This window comes from Streptomyces sp. NPDC006435, from assembly GCF_040612315.1.
In the GTDB taxonomy this organism is placed as follows: domain Bacteria; phylum Actinomycetota; class Actinomycetes; order Streptomycetales; family Streptomycetaceae; genus Streptomyces.
Genome location: NZ_JBEXPY010000009.1, coordinates 1 through 22,488, shown reverse-complemented (window position 1 = coordinate 22,488; position 22,488 = coordinate 1). Strand labels below are relative to the sequence as shown.

The window sequence follows — 22,488 nt, the reverse complement described above, 5'->3', positions numbered from 1 at the left end:
TCCAGCAAGGCGCACAGACCGGCCCCGGTAACGGCAACGTCCTCCAGCAAGGCGCACAGACCGGCCCCGGTAACGGCAACGTCCTCCAGCAAGGCGCACAGACCGGCCTCGGCATCGGTGACGTCCTGCAGCAAGGCGCCCAGACGTGACTTCTGTCGCGTGCTGACCGCGCCGAACCCACCGACCGAAATCGGTAGCACGAACCCGCCACTGGACAGTGGCGGGTTCACCGGCTCCGGTGGCTGTGGGGTCCGCTACTCACCGGGGTGCGACCGCTGCAGTTCGGACACCAGCCGGCACAGCCGCGGTGTGGGACGGAGTCCCAGCTCGTCGCGGAGGTGCCGCTCGTAGCGTTCGAAGTCGCACAGCGCCTCGGACCGGTTGTCCTCCGCCAGGTGGGCGCGGATCAGCGAAGCCTGGCTGCTCTCCCGCAGCGGGTCCGCCTGCACGGCCGCGTGGGCGGCCGTCACGGCCCAGGCGAACTCCTTCAGGCCGATGAAGGTCCCCGTCAGGGCCTCCAGTGCGTGGAGCCGGAGCTGCCGCCACTGCTCCGCCTCCGGGAGCACCCATTCGTCGTACCAGCCGGGCAGCAGATCGGCGGACAGCTGGTCGACGGCCGCCGCGTCGAGGTCGAGGTCCTCGGCCGGGACATGGGAATCGAGTATTCGCCGGGCCAACGACCGGGCCCGGAACAGGTCGACCGTGACCTCCCGCGCGAGGCGCAACTCGGCGGGGAAGATGTTCAGCGCCTGCTTCCCGAGGCCCTGGAGGCGGGACAGCGCCGACCGCAGGTTCGTGTTCGCACCCTGCTCGGACGCCTCGGGCCAGAGGCTCCCCGCGACCAGGGTCCGGGGAACAGCGGCGCGGTATTGTAGCACGATAAACGCCAACAGCCGCTTCGAACCGACCGGGACGGTCACCGGTTCACCGCCGACCACGATGTCGAAACCGCCGAGCAGAGAGATGCTCACGGACGGCCCGGACCTGGTGGGCGGCGGAGAGAAAGCGAGATCATATGAGCTCATGGCTTTGTGATCGCGTAGGGGTCGGTCCACCCGGCGCCCGTCGACTGGCCGCGCCGCCATTGCTGGGAGCCAGCGATCTGTACACCTCCCGCAAAGCCATGCTGCTCTACCTGCCGAGAGATGTCGAATTGTCCTGATTCAGGCGGAAAACCAGCATTTGCCGGTCCGGTTTCCGCAGGTACGGCGCGTCGGCCGGACCGGTGGACGGCTGCTGCGGCCGCCGTTGCGGGGACCGCGGCAACACGGGCGCCGGGTCCGCGCGGGCGCGGCGGACGACCGGAACGGGCCGCGCGGCACGGCCGGGTCCAGCGGGGTGTCAACCGCCTTGGAACGGCGGCCCGTTGAGCCGTTTACGGGCGGGCCGGGGTGACCATCGCACGATTCGCTCGTTCTGTTGAACGTGCGTCCACTGCCAGAAGTACCTTCCGCAGCCGCCCCGGCCGACGGGGAGCAGGCCGGGGCCGCGCTCGTCGAGCACTACCCGCGACTGGTCCGGCTCGGCTATCTCGTCCTGCCGCCGTCGCCGGGCAGTCACCGCCGGGTGCTGAGGGCGCACGCCCTGGCCCAACGGTGCCTGCTGGCCGGGCACACGGCGGGGCACGGGACCCCGGGCGGCATCCCGGCGCCGCGCAGGCCCGGCGGCGCGGCGGCGGTGGACCCGGCCTACGCGGACGCCCGCAGGCGGGTGCTGCGCGCGGCCCTGGAGGCGGGCCGGTCGCGGCGCCGGTCCGTCGGTGTCCGACTGCCCCCGCTCCTGCCGGTCGTGTGGGGGCTGCGGCTGTTCCCGCACTCGGGCGGGGCCGACGGGCTCGCCCTGGAGAGCGCCCTGACCTCGCTCTCCGGCCCCGGCCGCGCCGCCCTCGCCCTGCGCGGCCTGGAACGGCTGGCCGACGCGGAGGTGCGGCGGGTGCTCGCCGGCGCCGGGGTGGCCGACCCGCACGCGGCGCTCGCGGAGGCGGACGGCGTGCCCGAGTCGGGCGCGCTCCTCGACTCCCCGGAGTTCGACCCCTGTTCGCTCCAGGCCCGGCCGCCGGACCTGCTGCGCCGTCGGCGGCGCGCGCGGGCGGTCCTGACGGCCGCCGCGGCGCTGCTGGTGTGCGGGGCGCTGCTGGGGCCGGCGGACGGGGGCTGGGGCCGCGCCGTCACGGACGGGCCGGAGCACTTCCCCGGCGACGCCGGGCAGTTGCTGGACCCCGCCGGGCTGCGGAGGGTGCCCGCGACGTTCTGGCGGCGCTCGTCCCGTACCGACTTCACCTCCTGGCCCACCCGCGGCGACCGCACCGGGGACACCGCTCTGCTGCGCCGTGCGCTCGCCGCGTGGGCCCGGCCCGGCGCCGGGGTGCGCACGTCGGCGACCCCGGGCACCCACGTCGGGCCTCCGGCGGGTCCGCCGCAACTGCTGTACGCGGGCGGGACGGACCGGGCGGCGGTGGTGCTCCTCCACGACGGGCTGCGCGTCGTGCGGTACGCGGAGCCCCGGCGCGGCGGCCCGGACGGGGGCGCCCTGCTCGACTTCGCCCGGGTGGACGGCGCGGACGCCGCCGCGGCCGGTGCCGTGGTCGTGGAGCGTGCGGGCGACCGCGTCCGCTACCTCGTCGCGCCCTGGGCGTCCGGGGTCCGGGCGCGGGACCTGCTGGCGCCCGGCGACACGTCGCGCCCGCTGCCCCGTGCCGCGGACGGCACCGTCACCGCGCAGGCCGGTCCGGCGACCACCCGCGACTGCCGCACCTGGGGCACCGTCGAGATCCGGGACGGTTCCGCGGCCCGGCTGCTGACGGACCTCGGCGAACTGGTCCCCGCCCGGCTGACCTCGGGCCCGCCGACCGCGCCGCACGACGTCTCCGGGCGGGCCGAGCGGGACGTCTGGGCGCGGACCGCCTGCCTGCTGCCCGCGCTGCGTTCGCACGGGGTGCGGTCGGTGAACTCCTGGCAGTACGCCGAGCAGCCGCTGCCCGAGGGCGACGGTTCCGCGCGCTGGCTCTGCACCCGGGCGGAGACCTGGCGGGGCACCGGCAGCCTGGTGCTCGCCCAGTTCCAGGCCCCGTCGGCGCCGTCCGTCGCGACGGGCGGGCCGCCGGGGGCGGTCGCGGCCAGGGCCGAGGACTCACCGGCCTGCGGGCCGCGCGAGCCCCGGGTGCTGGCCGGGGTGCTGTGGAAGTCGCAGGCCGGCCACTGGTACGTACTGGCAGCGGGCAGCGGGCAGTTCACCTCGCTGGCCACGTCGGGCGGGGTGACGGGGCGGTCCCGGGGCCGGCTGCTCGCCGTGCCCGCCGGGGCCGGTGACCGGGCGCGGCTGACCGGGACGCTGGCCGACGGCAGCCGGGCGGGGGCCCTGTGACGACACCCCGGTCCGGCGGAACCCCGGGAGCCGGCCGACCCGGGCGCGGGGAACCGGCCGGGGCGGTGCCAGGAAAACGCCGCACACCCCTGTTCTCCCGGCTTACCCCTCAGTACATTGACACCATGTCTAACACGCAGCCGGCGCCGGTCGCTTCGGAGCGGACGCCGCTCAAGGCCCGCAAGGTCTCCTTCGCCTGGGAGAAGACACCGCTGCACTGGGTGCCGGGCGACCCCTTCACCACGCACACCATCAACGTGCTCCACCTCCTGCTCCCCGCCGGGGAACGCTGGTTCATCCACGTGTACCGGCAGGTGCTGCCGTACATCCACGACGAGCAGCTGCGTCAGGACGTGATCGGGTTCATCGGCCAGGAGGCCGTGCACTCCCAGGCGCACGACGACGTCCTGCCCCGGCTGAAGGAGCTCGGGCTCGACCCGACTCCGTACACCGCGCAGGTCGACTGGTTCTTCGAGAAGCTGCTCGGCGACCGGACGCTGCCGCCGGGGAAGGCGCGCAAGTGGTGGCTGATGGAGCGGGTGGCGCTGATCGCGGCGATCGAGCACTACACCGCCTTCCTCGGCGACTGGGTGCTGAACGCCGACGAGTTGGACCGGTGCGGCGCCGACCCGATGATGCTGGACCTGCTGCGCTGGCACGGCGCGGAGGAGGTCGAGCACCGCTCGGTCGCGTTCGAGGTGTTCATGCACGTCGACGGCGGCTACCGGCGGCGGGCCCGCACCTGGGCGACGGCGTTCAGCGCGCTGATCTTCCTCTGGCAGCGCGGCATCCGCTTCTTCATGGAGAACGACCCGACCCTGCTGGACGGCAAGGGGTCGTTCAAGGAGTTCTACCTCGGCGGCCGGCGCGGCACCCTGCCCGCCACCGGTGATCTGCTGCGTTCCGTCCCCCGTTACCTGAGCCGCGACTACCACCCCTCGCAGGAGGGCAGCACGGCCCAGGCCATCGCCTACCTCGCCCAGTCGCCCGCGGCCACGGCCGCCGAGGCCCGTACGACGGGAACCAGCTGACCATGCCGCTCCCCCTGCCCCGCCTGCGCACCGTCGTCCTGGTCACCGGTGCCGCGCTGCTGGCGAAGCGGGCCCTGCGCCGCCGCATCCAGGACTCCCCGCTGTGGCCCCTGCCGGCCCTGGAGGAGCCGATCTCGGGCCGCTCAGAACGGCGTTCCACGGCTGCCCGCCGGGTGCTGGTCACCGAGCGGACCACGCCCGCCGAGGGCGTGGTCCAACTGCGCCTGGAGGGCTCCTCGCTGCCCGCCTGGCAGCCCGGCGCGCACCTCGACCTCGTGCTGCCCTCCGGGCTGGTCCGCCAGTACTCGCTGTGCGGGGACCCGGCCGAGCCCGACACGTACACCGTCGCGACGCGGCTGGTCGAGGACGGCCGGGGCGGCTCCCGCGAGGTCCACGCGCAGCTGCACGAGGGCGTGGAGGTGGAGATCCACGCCCCCCGCAACCGCTTCCCCCTCGTCGAGGCCCCCGCGTACCTCTTCGTCGTGGGCGGCATCGGCATCACCCCGGTCCTGCCGATGCTGCGGGCCCTGTCCGCCGCGGGCTCCGACTGGCGGCTGCTGTACGGGGGCCGGTCGCGCGCCTCGATGCCGTTCCTGGACGAGATCGAGAAGCTCGGCGCGGAGGGCGGCCGGGTGACGGTCGTGCCCGAGGACGAGGCGGGCCGCCCGGACACCGCCGCGGCCCTGGCGGACACGACGGAGGGCACGGCGGTCTACTGCTGCGGCCCCGAGCCGCTGATGGACGCGGTCGCCGCCGCCCTCCCGCCCGGCCGGACCCTGCACCTGGAGCGTTTCACCGCGGCGACCGCCTCGTCGGCCGGCTCCGGCCCCTTCGAGGTCGAACTGCGCCGCTCCGGCCGCACGGTGCGGGTGGCGGCGGACCAGTCGGTGCTGGCGGCGGTGCGCGAGGAGGTGCCGTACGTCTCGTACTCCTGCGAGCAGGGCTTCTGCGGGACGTGCCAACAGCGCGTCCTGGAGGGCGAGATCGACCACCGCGACGAGCTCCTGACGGACTCGGAGCGGGACGACACGATGCTGATCTGCGTGTCGCGGTGCCGGGGCGAGCGGCTCGTGCTGGATCTGTAGGAGGGACCGTGGCCGTGGCCCGCCTCCCCTCCCCCGCCGTCCCACTCGGTACCCTGTCCACCATGACGACCGGGGTGCGGCGCAGGATGGGCGTCGAGGAGCGCAGGCAGCAGCTGATCGGTGTCGCGCTGGAGTTGTTCAGTCACCGCGCCCCCGACGAGGTGTCGATCGACGAGATCGCGGCCGCCGCGGGCATCTCGCGACCGCTGGTCTACCACTACTTCCCGGGGAAGCAGAGCCTGTACGAGGCGGCGCTGCGGCGGGCGGCCGACGAGTTGGCGGCACGGTTCGTGGAGCCGCGCGAAGGCCCGCTCGGGGAGCGGCTGTTGCGGGTGATGGGCCGGTTCTTCGACTTCGTCGACGAGCACGGACCGGGGTTCTCGGCGCTGATGCGGGGCGGGCCCGCGGTGGGCTCCTCGACGGCGAACGCGATGATCGACGGGGTGCGGCAGGCCGCGTGCGAGCAGATCCTGGCCCACCTCGGCGTCGAGGAGCCCCCGGCACGGCTGGAGTTGGTCGTGCGGTCGTGGGTGTCGCTGGCCGAGTCGACGGCGCTGATCTGGCTGGACGGGCGGCGGATCCCGCGCCGGGAGCTGGAGGTCCAGCTGGTGCACGACTTCGTGGCGCTGGCCGCGGTGAGCGCCGCGTACGACACGGAGACGGCGGGCGTCGTGCTGCGGGTGCTCGGGCAGGAGCCGGCGGACGGGCCGTTCGGGGAGCTGCTGGAGCGGCTCTCCGCCCTGGCCCCCGCCGTGCCGGCCGTTCCCGCACAGCGCCGCCCCTGACGACCCGATCCCGGGCCAGGAGGTCTTCGGGCCCGGCGGGCGCTCAGCCGAGCAGTTCGGCCTGGAGCGCCGCCGCCAGTCCCACCTCCGCGTTGTCCGACCGGCCCCGTTCGAAGGCGCGCTGGTAGGCGGCGTCGCCGACGGCCGCGCGGGCCTGGCGCTCGCACGCCTCGCGCACCGGGGCCAGTTCCGGGGTGCCGCGCTGCGGGTAGCCGACCATGTGCCAGTAGACCTGTCCCGTGCCGTAGACCCGGGCGGCGCGGGCGCCCGCGCCCTGGGCGGCGATCGCCGCGGCCAGGATGTCCAGTCCGAGCGCGATCCCGAAGCGGTCGCGCAGGCGGTGCTTGCCCGCGAGCATGGAGCGGGCGTGGGCGGCGGAGGTCTCGGCGTCGCCGCGCAGCAGGGCGATCAGGGCGAGCTGGTAGTCGACGTAGCTGCGGGTCCAGCACTCGTCCTGGGCCACGCAGACCGCGCGCAGGTTGGTGGCCGCCCGGGCCGCCTCGTCCAGCCGGCCGAGGCTGGTCAGGGCGAAGACCGTGATGAGGTGGCAGCGCAGCCGGTAGGCGGCTTCGAGCCGGGTGGCGAAGCCGGTGGCGCGCAGCACCCGGTCGATCTGGCGGAGGCTCGCCTCGGGCCGGCCGGTCATCAGGTCGATGAAGCCGCACAGGTAGGCGGCGGCGAGCACGCCCTCGTCGGTGCCGTCGCGGGCGGCCTCCCTGGTGCACTCCCGGCCCAGGCGGCGGGCGGTCGGGTAGTCGCCCTGGAGCATGACGGTCATGCCCAGCACCCACAGGACACGGGTGCGGTGGGGGCCCTCGGACGGGCCTGTGTCCAGGGCGCGCTGCGCGTACTCGCGGGTCTGCGGCAGATGGCCGCAGCAGCACCAGAAGAAGCCGATGCGGCCCGCCATCTCCTGGGCGGCCGGGGCGTCGTGGGCGAGCAGGTGGTCCAGGGCGGCGCACAGGTCGGCGTGCGCGTCGGCGATGCGGTGGTACCAGCTGATCTGGTCGTCGCCGGTCCAGCCCGCGTGGGCCTCGCGGGCCAGGCCCAGGAAGCAGGCGGCGTGCCGGTCGGCGGCGGCCCGTTCCTCGCCGAGCTCGGCGAGCCACATCCGGCCGTACTCGCGGATGGAGTCGAGCATCCGGTGGCGGGGGCCGTCCCGTCCGACGACGGACTTGGCGACCAGGCCGGCCAGTGCCTCGCCCACCCCGTCCGGGGTGAGCGGTCCCTCGGCGCAGACCTCGCGGGCCGCGGCCTCGTCGAAGTCGCCGCGCAGCACGGTCAGCCGGGCCCAGAGCAGCCGTTCCAGCGGGGTGCACAGCTCGTGGCTCCAGCCGATGGCGGTGCGCAGGGTGCGGTGGCGCGGCGGCCGCAGCGAGGGGTCGGCCGGTACGTCGAAGCGGGTGCCGATCCGGGCGGCGACCTGCTCGACGGTGTCCTTGCCGAGGGCGCCCGCCGCGAGTTCGATGGCGAGCGGGATGCCTTCGAGGCGGCGGCAGATCTCGGTGGCCGCGGCGGCGTTGCCCGGGGCGTCGAGGGCGAGGTGGGGCGCTGCGGCGTTCGCCCGGTCCCGGAACAGGGCCAGGGCGTCGCCGGTGACGGGCAGCGGCTGCACCTCGACGATCCGTTCGCCCCGCAGGCACAGCGGCTGCCGGCTGGTGGCCAGCACGGTGAGGCCGGGCGAGGTGGTGAGGATCTCGCCGAGCAGGTGCGCGCAGGCGGGGCGCAGGTGCTCGCACGAGTCGAGGACCAGCAGCATCTCCTTGTCGACGAGCCATTCGCACAGCGCGTCGATGGGCATGCGCAGGGTGTGGTCGGAGAGTCCGACCGCGTCGGAGACGGTCGCGATGAGCAGTCCGTCGTCGTGGAGCGGCGAGAGGTCGGCCCACCACACGCCGTCGCGGTGCCCGTGTCCGGTCGCCGCCTGCCGGGCCGCGCGGACCGCGAGCCTGGTCTTGCCGACGCCGCCACTGCCGGTGAGCGTGGTCAGCCGGTGCGTGGCGAGGGTGTGTTCGAGCCTGGCAAGTTCCGCTTTCCGTCCGACAAAGCTCGTCGTCTCCTCGGGGATGTTGCTCGCCATGGTCACCGTCGCCAAAACAGGTGGACCGGCCGGTTCCGGCCCCTGGTTCCGATGTGGCACGGGCGTGCGGGGACGCCCGTGCCGTACCGGAGAGGGGCCGGGACCGGCCGGGGGGTGGGAGGGCGCGCCGGGGATGCGGTGCTGCGGCATTCCCCGACGGCTGCTGCCTCCCAACTTAGCCCTGTCGGGCTCAACTCAGGACGAAAACCGCCACAGTGCGTCCCGGTACGGTGAAGCTTCCCGAATTCCCCTCATACGTGGACTTCTTGACAGTAGAATCCGCGCCCTTGGCCTGGACGGGGTGCAGTGCGTACGACTTCCCCGCCAGCTCGGCGACCCGCTGCGTCGTGGTGCCGGGGGCCGCGTTGAGGACGACCACCAGCTTCCCGAGCCGCATGGTGATCACGCCCGGGGTCTCGTCCTTCCCGGAGAGCGGGAAGGACAGGGCGGACTGCACCTGCCCGGTGGTGGCGAGGGAGAAGTCACGCTCCGTGGAGCGGATGGTGAGCAGGTCCCGGTACGCGGCGGACGCGCCGTCGATCTGCGCGCAGCCGGGCCGGAGCGCCGCGTCGGCCAGCAGCGGCCTGGCGTAGGACCACTTGTCGGCGTTGTCGGCGGCCGGGGGCAGCCCGCGGCCGAAGCCGTTGCCGTCGCGGCAGTCCCAGTGCAGGGCGTTGAACCAGTCGCCGCTGTCGTAGGAGTTGCGGTCCAGGGACTTGGAGCGCAGCAGGTCGCTGCCCGCCTGGGAGAGCGCCGGTCCCTGGGAGAGGGTGGCCGTGGCCATCGCCAGGACCTGCATGCGGGCCCGGTCGGCCGCCGAGGTGCCCGCCGGGAGCTTGAAGGCGAGCGCGTCGTACAGCGATTCGTTGTCGTGGGCGTCCGCGTAGGCGAGGGCGTCGCCGGGGGCGGCGGCGTATCCGGCGGGGGCGCCGTTGTAGTCGACCCCGGAGCCCTTGACCGTGCGGCCCGAGGAGTCGGTGAAGGTGTAGTCGGCGAGGTTGCCGGTGAGCCCGACCTTGATCAGGTCCTGGTAGTGCAGCAGCCGGGCCTTCTGCTCGGCCTTCGTGCCGTTGGCGGGCGAGGTGTTGGGGTCGGTGTAGAGGCCGCTGGCGAAGCCCTGCACGCCGGGGTCCTCGTCGAACGGGCCGCCGCCGCGCACCGCGTCGCGGGCCCGGTCGGAGAAGGTGGCGACGCCGGTGCCGGCCATGTTCTTCTGGGTGGCCTGGACGAAGCGGGCGTCGTCGGCGATCTCACCGAAGTTCCAGCCCTCCCCGTACAGCACGATCTTCTTCCCGTCGACGCCGTCCTTCGCCACGGTCAGGGCGTCGAGCGCCTTGCGCACGGCGAGGATGTTGTCCTTGGGGTGGTGGCCCATCAGGTCGAAGCGGAAGCCGTCGACCTTGTACTGCTTGGCCCAGGTGACGACCGAGTCCACGACGAGCTTGCCCATCATGGTGTTCTCGGGCGCGGTGTTGGCGCAGCAGGTGGAGGTGGCGACGGTGCCGTCCTCCAGGAGCCGCTGGTAGTAGCCGGGCACGATCCGGTCGAGCACGGACTTGTCGTCCTGGCCGGCGGCGACGGTGTGGTTGTAGACGACGTCCATGACGGTCCGCAGTCCGGCGCCGTTCAGGCCCTGCACCATCCGCCGGAACTCGACGGTGCGCCGGGTGCCGTTCGGGTCGGAGGCGTAGGAGCCCTCCGGGACGGTGTAGTGCAGCGGGTCGTAGCCCCAGTTGAACCCGTCCTTCGCGGCGGCCTTCGCCACGCACGCCTGCTGCTCCTCGGAGTCGGGGGCGTACACGGACAGGTCGCAGGCGGGCTTCGTCTGCCCGGACTTCTTCTCGGGGATGGTGCCGATGTCGAAGGCGGGCAGCAGGTGGACGTAGCTCGTGCCGGAGTCGGCGAGCTTCTTGAGGTGCTTCATCCCGTCGGAGCGGGTGTCGGTGAAGGCGAGGTATTCGCCGGGGTGCTTCGAGGTGCGGTCCGCGATCGAGAAGTCGCGGATGTGCAGCTCCTGGATCTGGGCGTCGCGCAGCGGGGTGGCGGCGGGCTTCCTCAGTCCGGACCAGCCCTTGGGGGCGAGCTCCGGGTCGGCGAGGTCGACGACGAGGCTGCGCGCGGAGTCGGTGGTCAGTGCGGTGGAGTAGGGGTCGGTGACCTTGTTGGTGACGAACTTCTGGACGGTGGGCGCCCAGACGTCCACCAGGTAGCGGTAGGGCCTGCCGGTCCAGCCCTTCGTGCCGGTGACCGACCAGACGCCGGTGCGGTCGTCGCGGCGCATCGGCAGGGTGCGGCCGTCGAGTTCGAGGGCGACGGTGCGGGCGGTGGGGGCCCACACGGACAGGGTGGGGCGGCCCTTGCGGTCGAAGACCGGGCCGAGCCCGGCGTCGGCCGCGTTCTTCCCGTACAGGTCGTCGAGGACCCCGGCGCTCTGCACCCCGGTGGCGGCGAGCAGGGCGCCGTTGGCGGCGCGCTGGGTGGCGATCAGCTGGCCGCGCAGCGCCTCGCGGACGCGGCCCCGGTCCCGGACGTCGATGGTGAAGGCCGGGTAGCCCTTGAGATGCGGGTACTTCGCCTTCTGCGCGTCGGTGAGCGCGGACGGGGTGAGCCGCAGCCACTGCCCCTCGTCGGTCAGCGCCCCGTCGGTGACGGAGATGGCGCCCTTCTTCGCGTGGACGAGCTGCTGGCTGGTGGCCCCGGTGGCCTTGACCTTCCACACGACGGTGTCGGCGTCGATCCACTGCGCCTCGGCCTTGGTGAGGTCGGGCGTGGGTACGCCGTCGGCCTGGGGCAGCAGGTGGCCGGGGGTGGCGCCGAGCAGCCAGACCTCGTTGCCGTGGGCGGCGAGGTCGAGGGACTGGTCGCTGGGGAGGTCCTTCTCGTCGCCCTTGTGCAGGATGTAGCTGAGCGAGGTGGCGCCCTCGGCGAGCGGGACCTCGAAGGTGACGCCGGAGGCGTCCCGCTTCACCGGCTGGAGCGGCTTGGCCCAGTCGGTGGGGTTCTTCGCGCCGGTCCAGGTGTGCAGGCCCCAGCCGTCGTAGTCGCCGTCGGGCCGGTAGTAGTGCAGGACGGCCTTGGTGGTGTCCTGCGGCGGGTAGGCGCCGTCGGGGGCCTCGTCGGCCTGGCCGTCCCCGCCCTGCTCGATCCAGACCTCTCCGGTCCTGGCGAGTTCGACGGTGCGCTGCGGTCCGTCGGCGGTGCCGTCCTTCTCGACGGTGTACGGGAGGGTGGACGCGCCCTCTTCGAGCTTGATCCAGGCGAACGCGCCGTAGGCGTCGCGTCCGGTGAAGCCGGCCGCGGTGTCGCCGGAGCGGAGCTTCCAGCCGTCGTAGTCGCCGTCGGCGCGCTTGTAGTGGACGACGGCGTAGTCGCGCTCGACGGCCACGGGCTTCGGCTCGGGGGGTGCCTGTCCGGCGGTGGTCGAGGCCAGGGCGCTCGCGGTGCGTCCGGTGCGGTCGACGACGACCGCCTTGTAGCGCAGCGGTGTGCCGGCCCGCACCTCGTCGTCGAGGTACTGGGTGACCTTGTACGGGGCGTGGTCGGCGGAGCCGAGCGTGACCCACTTGCCGTTGCCGGTCTGCGCGGCGAACACGACGCGGTTGAGCTGCCCGCCGTCCACGTCGGCGGAGAGCTCGACGGTGCCGGTGGCTCCGGCGGCCGGTGCCTTCAGGGTGATCGAGGGCGCAGTGGCCGGGTCGCCCATCGGCTTCTGCGCGCGCAGCACGATGCTGGACAGGGCGGGCACGGTGACGGTGATCTTCCGGTCGGCGCCGCTGCGGACGGTGCCCGAACCGCCGTACAGGGTGCGGAAGTCCGTGTTCGCCATGCCGGTGGGCAGTTCGACGGTGCGCGGGGCGGTGCCGTTGTTGGCGGCGACGAGGTACTCGTACGGCTTGGCGGGGGCCGTGCGGGAGAAGGCGTACACGGAGCCCTCGGCGTACCGCTCGGTCTGGACGCCGTCGCGCAGTGCCGGGTGCTCGCGGGTGAGCCCGGAGAGCGCGGCGATGTTGCGGTACAGCGGGTGCTCCGGGTCGTACGCGTCGGTGGCGTGGGTGCGGTCGGTGCCCAGTTCGTCGTCGTCGAGGTAGTCGGCGGTCTTCGAGGCGAACATGGTCTGCCGGGCGTCCTTGTCGCCGCCCGCGCCGGTGAAGCCCTGCTCGTCGCCGTAGTAGACGACGGGGTTGCCCCGGCCGAGGAACATCAGTTCGTTGGCGAGGCGGGCCCGGTCGAGGAGTTCGGCGTCACCGGCCTTCGGGTTGTCCTGCTTCAGGAACGTCCCGATGCGGCCCATGTCGTGGTTGCCGAGGAAGGTCACCTGCTCGTAGGCGTTGGCCCTGTCGGTGGTGTAGCGGTAGTCGTCGCCGAACACCGCGGCGAGCTTCGCGGCCGGGGCGCCCTGCGAGGCGTACTGGCGGGCCGCCTCCTGGAACGGGAAGTCGAGCGTCGCGTCGAGCCGGCCCCGGGTGACGTAGGGCGAGGTGACGGCGGTGTCCGAGGAGTAGACCTCGCCGAACATGAAGAAGTCCTCACGCCCGCGCTCGGCCGCGTAGTCGTCGAGGGCGGTGGCCCACTGGGTCCAGAAGTCCAGGTCGACGTGTTTGACGGTGTCGATGCGGAAGCCGTCGATGTCGAAGTCGCGGACCCACTTCTCGTAGATCTTCTCCATGCCGGAGACGACCTCGGGGCGTTCGGTCCACAGGTCGTCGAGGCCGGAGAAGTCGCCGTACGCGGTGGACTCGCCGGCGTAGGTGGAGTCGCCCCGGTTGTGGTACATCGTCGGGTCGTTGAGCCAGGCCGGGACCTTCTGCCCGGTGTTCTTCGGGGTGTACGGGAACGAGTCCGCGTCCACCTTCGCCATGCCCTCGGCGTCGTCGAAGGGGCGGCCGTCCCGGTCCAGGTACGGGTAGGCGCCCTTGGGCCGGTAGCCGTAGGCCTTCTCGGCGTAGTCGACGGTGTCCGCGGTGTGGTTGGTGATGACGTCGAAGAAGACCTTCATGCCCTTGGCGTGGGCCTTGTCGATCAGCTTCGACAGGTCGGCGTTGGTGCCGAAGTGCGGGTCGACCTGGGTGAAGTCGGTGATCCAGTAGCCGTGGTAGCCGGCCGAGGCGTCCTTGCCGGTGCCCTGGACGGGGCGGTTCTTGAAGATCGGGGCGAGCCAGATGGCGGTGGTGCCCAGGCCCTTGATGTAGTCGAGCCGGTCGGTCAGGCCCTTGAGGTCGCCGCCCTGGTAGAAGCCCTTGTCCGTGGGGTCGTAGCCGGTCTCCAGGCGCGAACCGGTGAGCCCGCCGCGGTTGTTGGAGGTGTCGCCGTCGGCGAACCGGTCGGGCAGGACGAAGTAGAACTGCTCGCGTGTCAGGTCGTGGCGGGCCGGTTGCCCGGCGAGCCTCGCGTCCGATGGCGGGGACGGGGGTCCGGGCGCGGCGGACGCGGAGGCCGCCGGCACGACGGGCAGCAGTGCCGCGCACAGCGCGGCGACGACTCCCCGCCGCAGAGCCTGTCGGGTGGTTCGGGACACGGGCGGGTTCTCCTCGGGCTTTCAGGGGTGGGTGGTTCGGCGGTACGGGCCGGGGCCGTGTGTCTCGTGGCCCCGGCCCGTACCGGTCGGTGGGACGGGGTGGGGTCAGCCGCGCCAGACGTCGGCGGTCAGGGCGACGCTGCCGGAGGCGGGCACGGTGGCCGTCCGGTTGGCGCCGCTCTCCCAGGTGACGTTGCCGTTCGCGTCCTTGCGGACGTACTTGTACTCGAACGCCGTTCCGGCGGGCAGGGCGACGTCGAGCTTCCAGACGGGGTACGTCGCCGGGTCGAGCTTCGGCGCGGAGGCGGGGTTCCAGTTGCCGAGGGCGGACTGGTTGCCGGTCACGTAGATGTTCTGGCCGGGCTGCGTGGTGGCGGTGACGCCGAAGGCCGCGCCGGACTGCCCGGTGCCGCCGCCGTTGTCGCCGCCGCCGGTGCAGGTGCGGGCGCCGGCGTGCAGGGCGACGGCGGTGTTCGCGCCGAGGGTCGCGGTGAACTGCCCGGAGCCGTTCACCGTGACGCCCTTGCCGGACTGGACGTCGCAGTAGTCGCCGGCGGGCAGCGAGGTCTGGAAGGTGCGGGTCAGCGAGGAGCCCTCGTGGTTGATCGCCACGTACGCCTTGGTGCCGCGGCCGAAGGCGATCCGGTCGCCGCCGTCGTCCCACCAGTCCGTGACGCCCTGGCCGCGCGCGGCGTTGCGGAAGCCGACCATGGAGGAGATCTCGCGCCAGGCGTGCTGGCACTTCCAGCCGTCGCTGTAGCAGGCGTTCACGGTGCCGCCGTTGGGCGGGCCCGCGTCCTTGTCGGACCATTCGTAGCCGGAGTGGACGTCGGGCGAGCCGTACGGCCAGGCCAGCATGAAGACGTTGGCGAGGGTGTAGTTGGCGCCGTCCTTGTAGTTCAGGGTGTCGCCGCCGCGCTCGGTGTCGTGGTTGTCGACGAAGACCGCCGATTTTCCGGACTCCATGAAGCCCCAGCCCTCGCCGAAGTTCTTCAGGTTGGCGAGGTTCTCGTTGTTGAAGACCTGCTTGAGGCTGCGGGCGTAGCGGAACTCCTGGACGTCCCCGGTGCCGAGGTACTCCGAGGGCGAGACGGCCTCGCCCCCGCCGTATATCGCCTCCTGCTTCCAGTAGACGTTCGGGTCGGCCAGCCGTGACTTGATGTTCGCCAGGTCGGCGGCGGGCATGTGCTTGGCGGCGTCGATGCGGAAGCCGTCCACGCCCAGGGAGCGCAGGTCGTCGAGGTAGGCGGCGATCCGGCCGCGGACGTAGTCCTCGCCGGTGTCCAGGTCGGCCAGGCCGACCAGTTCGCAGTTCTGGACGTTGGCCCGGTCGCCGTAGTTGTTGATCTGCGACTGGCAGTCGTTCATGTCGCCGACCGAGTACACGCCGGGGTAGTCGTACTTGGTGTACGAGGACCCGCCGGTGCCGGTGCCGGAGCCGGCCGACATGTGGTTGATGACCGAGTCGGCGATGACCTTGACGCCCGCGGCGTGACAGGTGTTCACCATGTTGGCGAAGGACGCGCGGTCGCCGAGCCGCCCGGCGATCTTGTAGCTGACCGGCTGGTACGAGGTCCACCACTGGCTGCCCTGGATGTGTTCCTGGGGCGGTGAGACCTGGACGTAGCCGTAGCCGGCCGGGCCGAGGGTGTCGGTGCACGCCTCGGCGACGGAGTCGAACTTCCACTCGAAGAGAACGGCGGTGACGTCCTTGTCGCCCGGCGTGGCCGCCCGGGCGTTCGTGGTGGGGATCACGAGAGCGGCGGCGCCTGCGGACAGGGCGAGCGCTGCGGACAGTGCTCTGCGTGCCATGTTTCCTCCTGCTGTGGGGGGAAATGCGGGTGACGGTGCAGCCTCACGTGGCAACGCGCCCTGCCCTCAAGGCTTCTGAATGTTCTTGCTGCAAGAATGCAAACCTTGCCGCGACGCAGACCGTACGAGCCCACCCGTCCCCGGTCAACCCTTTGGACACCGTCCGATCACATCCGGGAAATACAGCAGTTTTCTTCCTGCAAGGACTTACGCAAGACATTGCAACGCTGTTACGTTTCTCCCAGCTCCGGTCCGGCCGGTCGAGGGCTCCGGCGATCCCGGGCCCCACGCGCCCGGCCGGCCGGGCCGGTCAGGGCCAAGAGAGGCACCCGGAGTCGCACTCCCCGCCGGCCCAATCCAGGGCCGACTCCTGGTGCCTCTTCTCGGCCCCGCCGTCCGTCGACGGCCCCACGCCCCTCGGCCCGCCCGCGCCGACGGCCTCGCGTCCCCCGTACCGCCGTCGGACCCTCAGACGTCCCGGACCGCCGCGGTCGACCCGCGCACCACCAGCTCCGGCTGGAACACGTACTCCGTGCGCTGCACCGGGCTGCCGCCTATCTCCTCCAGCAGGGCCCCCACCGCCGCCGCGGCCATCGCCTGCACGGGCTGGCGCACCGTCGTCAGCGGCGGATCGGTGAACGCGATCAGCTGCGAGTCGTCGAAACCCACCACCGACACGTCGCGCGGCACGTGGAGCCCGCGCTCGCGGGCCGCGCGCACCACGCCCAGCGCCATCAGATCGCTGCCGCAGACGATGCCCGTGCACCCCCGGTCGAGCAGCGCCCCGGCCGCCACCTGGCCGCCCTCGACGCTGAACAGCGTGGAGCAGACCAGGAGTTCGGCCTCCGCGCGGTCCATGCCCAGCAGCTTCACGGCGGCCTCGACGAAGCCCTCGCGCTTGCGGCGGGAGGGCACGTAGCGCTGCGGCCCGATCGCCAGCCCGACCCTGCTGTGGCCGAGGTCGGCGAGGTGCCCGACGGCCATCCGCACGGCGGCGGCGTCGTCGGGCGAGACGAACGGCGCGCTGATCCGCTCGTTGTAGCCGTTGATCAGGACGAACGGTACGCCGCGCTCGGTGAGCGCGGCGTACCTGGCCGGGTCGGCCGACAGGTCGGCGTGCAGCCCGGAGAGGAAGACGATCCCGCCGACGCCGCGCTCGACGAGCTGCTCGACGAGTTCGTCCTCGGTGGCGCCGCCGGGCAGCTGGGTGCAGAGCACCGGGGTGTAGCCGTGCCCGGCCAGCACCTGCTCGACGGACTGCGCGAACGCCGGGAAGATCGGGTTGATGAGCTCGGGCGTCACCAGTCCGATCAGCCCGGCGCTGCGCTGCCGCAGCCGTACGGGACGTTCGTAGCCCAGGATGTCCAGCGCCGCGAGCACCCGCTGCCGGGTGGTCTCCGAGACGCCGGGTTTCCCGTTCAGCACCCGGCTGACGGTCGCCTCGCTGACCGCCGCCTGGCCGGCGATGTCCGAGAGCCTCGGCGCACCACCGGCCGCGGGGCCGCTTCTGGGCAGGGGGACCGTCACACCGTCCACCACACCGTGGTGTCCGCGGGCAGCTCGATCCCGTCGCCGTCGGTGACGACCGGGGCGCTGGACAGCAGGACGGTGCCGCGCGCCGGTACGCGCACCGGGCGGTCCGTCGTGTTGACGGTGCAGACGAAGCCGGGGCGGGCGAGGACCAGCACGCCCTCGGGGGCCGCCTCCCACTCCACCGAGGTCCCGGCGCCGAGCCCCGGGTGCGCCCGGCGGGCGGCGATCGCGGCCCGGTACAGCTCCAGCGTGGAGCCGGGCACGCCGGTCTGCGCCTGGACGCTCAGCTCGCCCCAGCCGTCGGGCTGGGGCAGCCAGCTGCCGCCGTCGCCGAAGCCGTACGAGCTGCCGCCGCGGGTCCACGGGATCGGCACCCGGCAGCCGTCGCGGAAGCCGTCCTGGCCCTCGGCCCGGAAGAACGACGGGTCCTGGCGGACCTCGTCGGGCAGGTCGGTGACGTCGGGCAGGCCGAGTTCCTCGCCCTGGTAGATGTAGGCGGAGCCGGGCAGCGCCAGCATCAGCAGGGTGGCGGCGCGGGCCCGGCGCAGACCCAGCTCGCGGTCGCCGGGGGTGCGGATCTGGGTGCCGAGGCCGGGCGGGTTGGCGAACCGGGTGGCGTGCCGGGTCACGTCGTGGTTGGAGAGCACCCAGGTGGTGGGGGCGCCGACCGGGCGCATCGCGTCGAGCGAGGAGTCGATGACCTTGCGGAGCTCGGCGGCGTCCCAGGCGGTGGAGAGGTACTGGAAGTTGAACGCCTGGTGCATCTCGTCGGGGCGCACGTAGTTGGCGGTGCGCTCGACGGTGGGCGTCCACGCCTCGGCGACCAGGATCCTGGCGCCGGGGTACTCGTCGAGGATGGTGCGCCAGGAGCGGTAGATCTCGTGCACCCCGTCCTGGTCGAAGAACGGCATGACGTCGTTGCCGAGCAGCTTGAGCTGGTCGCGGCTGCCGAGGTCGGGCAGGCCCTCGGCCTTGACCAGGCCGTGGGCGACGTCGACCCGGAAGCCGTCGACGCCCATGTCGAGCCAGAAGCGCAGGATGGAGCGGAACTCGTCGGCGACGGCCGGGTGTTCCCAGTTGAAGTCGGGCTGCTCGGGCGCGAAGAGGTGGAGGTACCAGTCGCCGGGGGTGCCGTCCGGGTCGGTGGTCCGGGTCCAGGCGGGTCCGCCGAAGACGGACTCCCAGTCGTTGGGCGGCAGTTCGCCGTTCTCACCCTTGCCGGGGCGGAAGTGGTAGCGCTCGCGCAGGGCGGAGCCGGGGCCCTCGGCGAGGGCGCGCCGGAACCACTCGTGCCGGTCCGAGGAGTGGTTGGGCACCAGGTCCACGATGATCCGCAGGCCCAGTCCGTGGGCGTCCCGGATCAGCCCGTCGGCGTCCATCAGGGTGCCGAACATCGGGTCGATGTCACGGTAGTCGGCGACGTCGTAGCCCGCGTCGGCCTGCGGGGACGCGTAGAACGGGCTGAGCCAGACCGCGTCCACACCGAGGTCCTTGAGGTACGGGAGTCTGGCCCGGACGCCGGCGAGGTCGCCCATGCCGTCACCGTTGCCGTCGGCGAAGCTCCGTGGGTAGACCTGGTAGATCACCGCGTCCTGCCACCAGCCGGTCTGGTGGGCCGGAGCGTCGGCGGACGTGCCGGTGGAGGGGGCAGCGAGGTGCTGGGTCATGTCGTCCCTGGGGTGTCTGGGTGGGGAGCGGCGCCGGGGTCCGGGTTCGGACCCCGGCGTCCGCCGTGACTTGGTGCGTGCGGGGCGTACGGGCGTGCCGGGTGGGATCAGCCCTTGACGGCTCCGGCGGACATGCCGGTGACGAGGTGCTTCTGCGCGAACAGGAACACCAGGGCCGCGGGTATCGCGATCAGCACGGACGCCGCGGTCATGGGGCCCCACTGGGCTCCGTACTGGTTGACGAACTTCTGCAGTCCGCCGGCGAGCGTCAGGTTCTCGTCGCCGACCATGAAGGCGGAGGCGTACGCCACCTCGCCCCAGGCGGTGATGAAGGAGTAGAAGGCGGTGACGGCGAGGCCGGGCTTGGCGAGCGGCAGGACGAGCCGCCAGAACGTGCCGAACGGGGTCAGGCCGTCGACCTGTCCGGACTCGTCGATCTCGCGCGGGATGGTGTCGAAGAAGCCCTTCATCATCCAGGCGCAGAACGGCACCGAGATGGTGAGGTAGGTGATGACGAGGCCGGCGGGCTGGTTGATCAGGCCCATGCCCGACATGATGTTGTAGATCGGCACGATGAGGACGGCGACCGGGAACATCTGGGTGATCAGCAGGGTCCACATCAGTCCGCGCTTGCCGGGGAAGCGGAAGCGGCTGACGGCGTAGCCGGTGGTCGCGGAGACGAAGACGCCGAGGACGGTGGTGAGTCCCGCGATGACCACGGAGTTGCCGAACCAGGTCAGGAACTCGGTGTCCCGGATCAGGTTCGTGTAGTTCTCGAACGTCGTCTCTTTGAAGAAGTCGGTCGTCGTGGCGTACTTCGCCGGCTTCAGCGAGGTCAGCAGGACCCAGAGCACGGGGAAGACCGCGATGACGGACGCGACGATCAGCGTGAGGTGCAGGGCCACGGAGGCGGCCGGCGAACGCTCCCCGCGGCGCCGGGGCTCGCGGGCGGAGTGCCGGGCGGTGGTGGTCGGTGCGGCGGTGGTCACCAGTTGTCTCCCTGCGTGCGGAGCACTCGCCGGTAGACCACGGCGAAGAGCATCAGGAGGACGAGGATCAGCACGCCCCAGGTGGAGGACTGCGCGAAGTCGCGCGGGCTGATCTCGAAGGAGAATTTGTACGCCTGGGTCACCAGGATCTGGGTGGACTCGCCCGGCCCGCCCCTGGTGAGCAGGAAGATCACCGGGAACATGTTGAACGTCCAGATGGTGGAGAGCAGGGTCACCGTGGCGGAGACCGGGCGCAGGCCGGGCAGGGTGACGTGGCGGAAGCGCTGCCACGCGGTCGCGCCGTCCATCTCGGCGGCCTCGTACTGCTCGGAGGGTATGGACTGCAGTCCGCCCAGCAGGGCCACCATGATGAAGGGGACGCCGAGCCAGACGTTGACGGCGATGACGGAGAACTTGGCCCAGGTGGGGTCGTTCAGCCACGGGACGCCGTCGATCCCGGCGCCGCCGAGGATCTTGTTGAGCAGGCCGCGCTCCTCGTTGTAGAGGAAGCGCCAGGCGAAGACGGAGACGAAGCCGGGGATGGCCCAGGGCAGGATCAGGGCCATCCGGTAGACGGAGCGACCGGCGATCTTCCGGTTGAGAATGTTGGCGAGGGCCATGCCCAGGCAGAAGGTGATGCCCACGCAGGAGACCGTCCACACCAGTGTCCAGCCGAGCGTGCCGAGGAACTGGTCACCGGTCAGGGCGTCGGCGTAGTTGTCCAGCCCCACGAACTCGTAGGTGGCGGGCAGCTCGTTGACACCGATGGACCGGGCGACGTTGCGCTCGTTGGCGTCGGTCAGCGACAGCCAGATACCGCGGACCAGGGGGTAGCCGATGATCACGCCGATCACGACGACGACCGGGGCGACCATGGTCCAGGCGTACCAGTGGACCGACAGGGCCCGCCGGAGCCTGCTCGGCGGCGGGGGTGTACCAGTACCGCGGCTCCGGCCGCGGGCGACGTCGTCGCCCGCGGCCTTCGCCACCGACTGGCCGGTGTGGACAGCCATCAGTCGGCCTGCCTTCCTGGGTTACTTCCAGCCCTTGAGGAGCTTGCGGTAGGAGTCGCCGGTCGCCTTGGCGGCCTTCTCCGGCGTGGTCTGGCCGGTGAGGACCTTGGTGTACTCGGTGTTCAGCGGGGCGAAGAGGCTGCCGGTCTCCGGGATCCAGGGGCGCTCGACGGCGGTCTCCACGACCGGCTTGAAGAACTGGACGATGTCGCTGTCCACGGCCTGCTGCCTGCCGTACGCGGAGGTGCGGGTCGGGAGCAGGTTCAGCTCGCCGGCGACCTGCGCCTGGGCCTCGACCGAGGTCATGTACTCGACGAAGGCGTAGGAGGCGTCCAGGTTCTTGGAGCCCGCGTAGACGGCCAGGTTGTGACCGCCCTGCGGGGCGCCCTGCGCGGCGGAGCCGGCCGGGACCGGGGCGATGCCCAGGTTCCCCTTGTCGGAGAACTCCTTGCCGGTCAGGGTGTCGGCCACGGCCCAGGGGCCGTTGATCATCATCGCGACGTCGCCGTTCTTGAACGACTGCATCATGTTCTCCCAGCCGTCCGTGGCGTCGGTCTTGGCCGCCCCGGAGTCGACGAGGTCCTTCACGACGCCGAACGCCTTGACGCCCGCCGCGTTGTCGACGGTGATCTCCTTGTCGGCCGCTGCGACCAGGTCGCCGCCCTCGCCGTACAGGAAGGACAGGAAGTAGTACGAGTCGTCGCCGCGCAGGTAGAGGCCGGTCTTGCCGGTCTTGTCCTTGATCTTCTTGGCGACGGACTTCAGGTCGGCGACGTTCGCGGGCGGCTCGACGCCGGCGTCCTTGAACATCTTCTTGTTGTAGAAGATGCCCATGGAGTCGATGACCTGCGGCACCGCGTACGTCTTGCCGTTGTACTTGGTGGACGCGGCGGCCTGCTTCAGGAAGTCGTCCGGGTTCTTCAGCGCGACGGTGCCGTCGAGCGGGGCCAGGTAGCCGAGGTCGGCGAACTCGGGGGTCCAGGCGACCTCGGAGCGGATGACGTCCGGGGCGCCGGAGCCGGCCTGCGCCGCGTTCTTGAACTTGTTCTGCGCATCACCGAACGGAACGTTGACGTACTTAACGTCGACCTTCGGGTGCTTCTTCTCGAAGCCCTCGGCGAGCTTCTTGAAGACCTTGTCCTCGCTGCCGACGCTCGAGGTGTCCCACCACGTCACGGTGCCGGAGAGCTCGCCCGAGCTCTTCGTGCCGCCGGACTCGTCGTCGCTGCCGCAGGCGGTCGCCGCGAGCGCCAGGGCCGCGACCAGGGCGGTGGCCGTTATGCCACGTCGCATCTGAACTCCTTCAACTGCCGTACCGCTCCGTCGCGGCGCCGGGTCGACGAGAACGTAACAAGGATGAAAGAACGCCGAAAGAGTTTGCGGAAGATTTCTGCAAGCCTCGACGATCGTTACATTCGCGTGTCCTCACGGTTGCCGTCAAGACCCTTGACGGCGGCAGTCCGATCCTGGCATCCCCTGGCCACGGGCCGCCGTATCGCGGTACGACGATCCGATCACCGTCTGCAAGCCGGGGCTGCAAGACCTTGCAACGCGTTGCCGCGGTCGCGGGGGGGCCGCGGGGGGGGCGCGCGCCCCCCGGCGGGCCCGGCCCCCG

General features: G+C 72.1%; 13 protein-coding genes. 4 read left to right on the top strand and 9 right to left on the bottom strand.

The genetic code is table 11. From position 1 onward, the window contains the following. Positions 1-254: 254 nt before the first annotated feature. Positions 255-971, bottom strand: coding sequence for a BTAD domain-containing putative transcriptional regulator (locus ABZZ04_RS12350; RefSeq protein WP_356932137.1), 717 nt, complete (start codon positions 969-971; stop codon positions 255-257). A gap of 454 nt (positions 972-1,425) precedes the next feature. Here ABZZ04_RS12350 and ABZZ04_RS12345 point away from each other — a divergent pair, with 454 nt between their 5' ends. The 4 genes from ABZZ04_RS12345 to ABZZ04_RS12330 all read left to right on the top strand — a co-directional run bounded on the left by ABZZ04_RS12345 (position 1,426) and on the right by ABZZ04_RS12330 (position 6,264). After that, positions 1,426-3,363, top strand: a complete 1,938-nt coding sequence (locus ABZZ04_RS12345) for a hypothetical protein (RefSeq protein ID WP_356932280.1) — start codon at positions 1,426-1,428, stop codon at positions 3,361-3,363. Positions 3,364-3,488: 125 nt separating this feature from the next. Further along, positions 3,489-4,394 (top strand): metal-dependent hydrolase, encoded by a 906-nt coding sequence (locus tag ABZZ04_RS12340; protein WP_356932136.1) that lies wholly within the window; start codon positions 3,489-3,491, stop codon positions 4,392-4,394. Between the two features lie 2 nt (positions 4,395-4,396). After that, entirely contained in the window at positions 4,397-5,479 is a 1,083-nt protein-coding gene (locus ABZZ04_RS12335; RefSeq protein WP_356932135.1) for a PDR/VanB family oxidoreductase, read from the top strand. A 62-nt stretch (positions 5,480-5,541) separates the two neighbouring features. Next, complete coding sequence (locus ABZZ04_RS12330) at positions 5,542-6,264, top strand: TetR/AcrR family transcriptional regulator (RefSeq protein WP_356932134.1); 723 nt, start codon at positions 5,542-5,544, stop codon at positions 6,262-6,264. A gap of 43 nt (positions 6,265-6,307) precedes the next feature. Here the strand turns inward: ABZZ04_RS12330 and ABZZ04_RS12325 are convergent, their stop codons facing one another. From ABZZ04_RS12325 to ABZZ04_RS12290, 8 genes are all read right to left on the bottom strand, one after another. Next, positions 6,308-8,344, bottom strand: coding sequence for an NB-ARC domain-containing protein (locus ABZZ04_RS12325; protein WP_356932133.1), 2,037 nt, complete (start codon positions 8,342-8,344; stop codon positions 6,308-6,310). Between the two features lie 190 nt (positions 8,345-8,534). Then, positions 8,535-13,859: a pullulanase-type alpha-1,6-glucosidase gene (gene pulA, locus ABZZ04_RS12320; protein ID WP_356932132.1), complete on the bottom strand. Its 5,325-nt coding sequence runs from the start codon at positions 13,857-13,859 to the stop codon at positions 8,535-8,537. Positions 13,860-13,964: 105 nt separating this feature from the next. Then, the gene (locus ABZZ04_RS12315) at positions 13,965-15,671 is read right to left on the bottom strand and encodes a carbohydrate-binding module family 20 domain-containing protein (RefSeq protein WP_356932131.1); all 1,707 of its coding nucleotides are present in this window, start codon (positions 15,669-15,671) and stop codon (positions 13,965-13,967) included. Positions 15,672-16,139: 468 nt separating this feature from the next. Next, complete coding sequence (locus tag ABZZ04_RS12310; protein WP_356932130.1) at positions 16,140-17,210, bottom strand: LacI family DNA-binding transcriptional regulator; 1,071 nt, start codon at positions 17,208-17,210, stop codon at positions 16,140-16,142. After that, a complete protein-coding gene (locus tag ABZZ04_RS12305) occupies positions 17,195-18,871 on the bottom strand; it encodes an alpha-amylase family glycosyl hydrolase (RefSeq protein WP_356932129.1) in 1,677 nt (558 codons plus the stop codon). Before ABZZ04_RS12305 ends, ABZZ04_RS12310 begins: the two co-directional genes overlap by 16 nt. Before the next feature lie 107 nt (positions 18,872-18,978). Further along, a complete protein-coding gene (locus ABZZ04_RS12300; RefSeq protein WP_356932128.1) occupies positions 18,979-19,860 on the bottom strand; it encodes a carbohydrate ABC transporter permease in 882 nt (293 codons plus the stop codon). Beyond that, positions 19,857-20,873 carry a sugar ABC transporter permease gene (locus tag ABZZ04_RS12295; RefSeq protein ID WP_356932127.1) on the bottom strand — a complete coding sequence of 339 codons (1,017 nt, stop codon included), beginning with the start codon at positions 20,871-20,873 and terminating at the stop codon, positions 19,857-19,859. The genes ABZZ04_RS12300 and ABZZ04_RS12295 overlap by 4 nt, the downstream gene beginning before the upstream one ends. Positions 20,874-20,894: 21 nt before the next feature. After that, positions 20,895-22,166 (bottom strand): extracellular solute-binding protein, encoded by a 1,272-nt coding sequence (locus ABZZ04_RS12290; RefSeq protein WP_356932126.1) that lies wholly within the window; start codon positions 22,164-22,166, stop codon positions 20,895-20,897. Between the last annotated feature and the right edge of the window lie 322 nt (positions 22,167-22,488).

What these genes read in the sequence shown, in the direction of transcription:
- ABZZ04_RS12290 (WP_356932126.1), bottom strand. Translation starts at nt 22,166, where the DNA reads ATGCGACGTGGCATAACGGCCACCGCCCTGGTCGCGGCCCTGGCGCTC.
- ABZZ04_RS12340 (WP_356932136.1), top strand. Translation starts at nt 3,489, where the DNA reads ATGTCTAACACGCAGCCGGCGCCGGTCGCTTCGGAGCGGACGCCGCTC.
- ABZZ04_RS12315 (WP_356932131.1), bottom strand. Translation starts at nt 15,671, where the DNA reads ATGGCACGCAGAGCACTGTCCGCAGCGCTCGCCCTGTCCGCAGGCGCC.
- ABZZ04_RS12295 (WP_356932127.1), bottom strand. Translation starts at nt 20,873, where the DNA reads ATGGCTGTCCACACCGGCCAGTCGGTGGCGAAGGCCGCGGGCGACGAC.
- ABZZ04_RS12330 (WP_356932134.1), top strand. Translation starts at nt 5,542, where the DNA reads ATGACGACCGGGGTGCGGCGCAGGATGGGCGTCGAGGAGCGCAGGCAG.
- ABZZ04_RS12335 (WP_356932135.1), top strand. Translation starts at nt 4,397, where the DNA reads ATGCCGCTCCCCCTGCCCCGCCTGCGCACCGTCGTCCTGGTCACCGGT.
- ABZZ04_RS12325 (WP_356932133.1), bottom strand. Translation starts at nt 8,344, where the DNA reads ATGGCGAGCAACATCCCCGAGGAGACGACGAGCTTTGTCGGACGGAAA.
- ABZZ04_RS12305 (WP_356932129.1), bottom strand. Translation starts at nt 18,871, where the DNA reads ATGACCCAGCACCTCGCTGCCCCCTCCACCGGCACGTCCGCCGACGCT.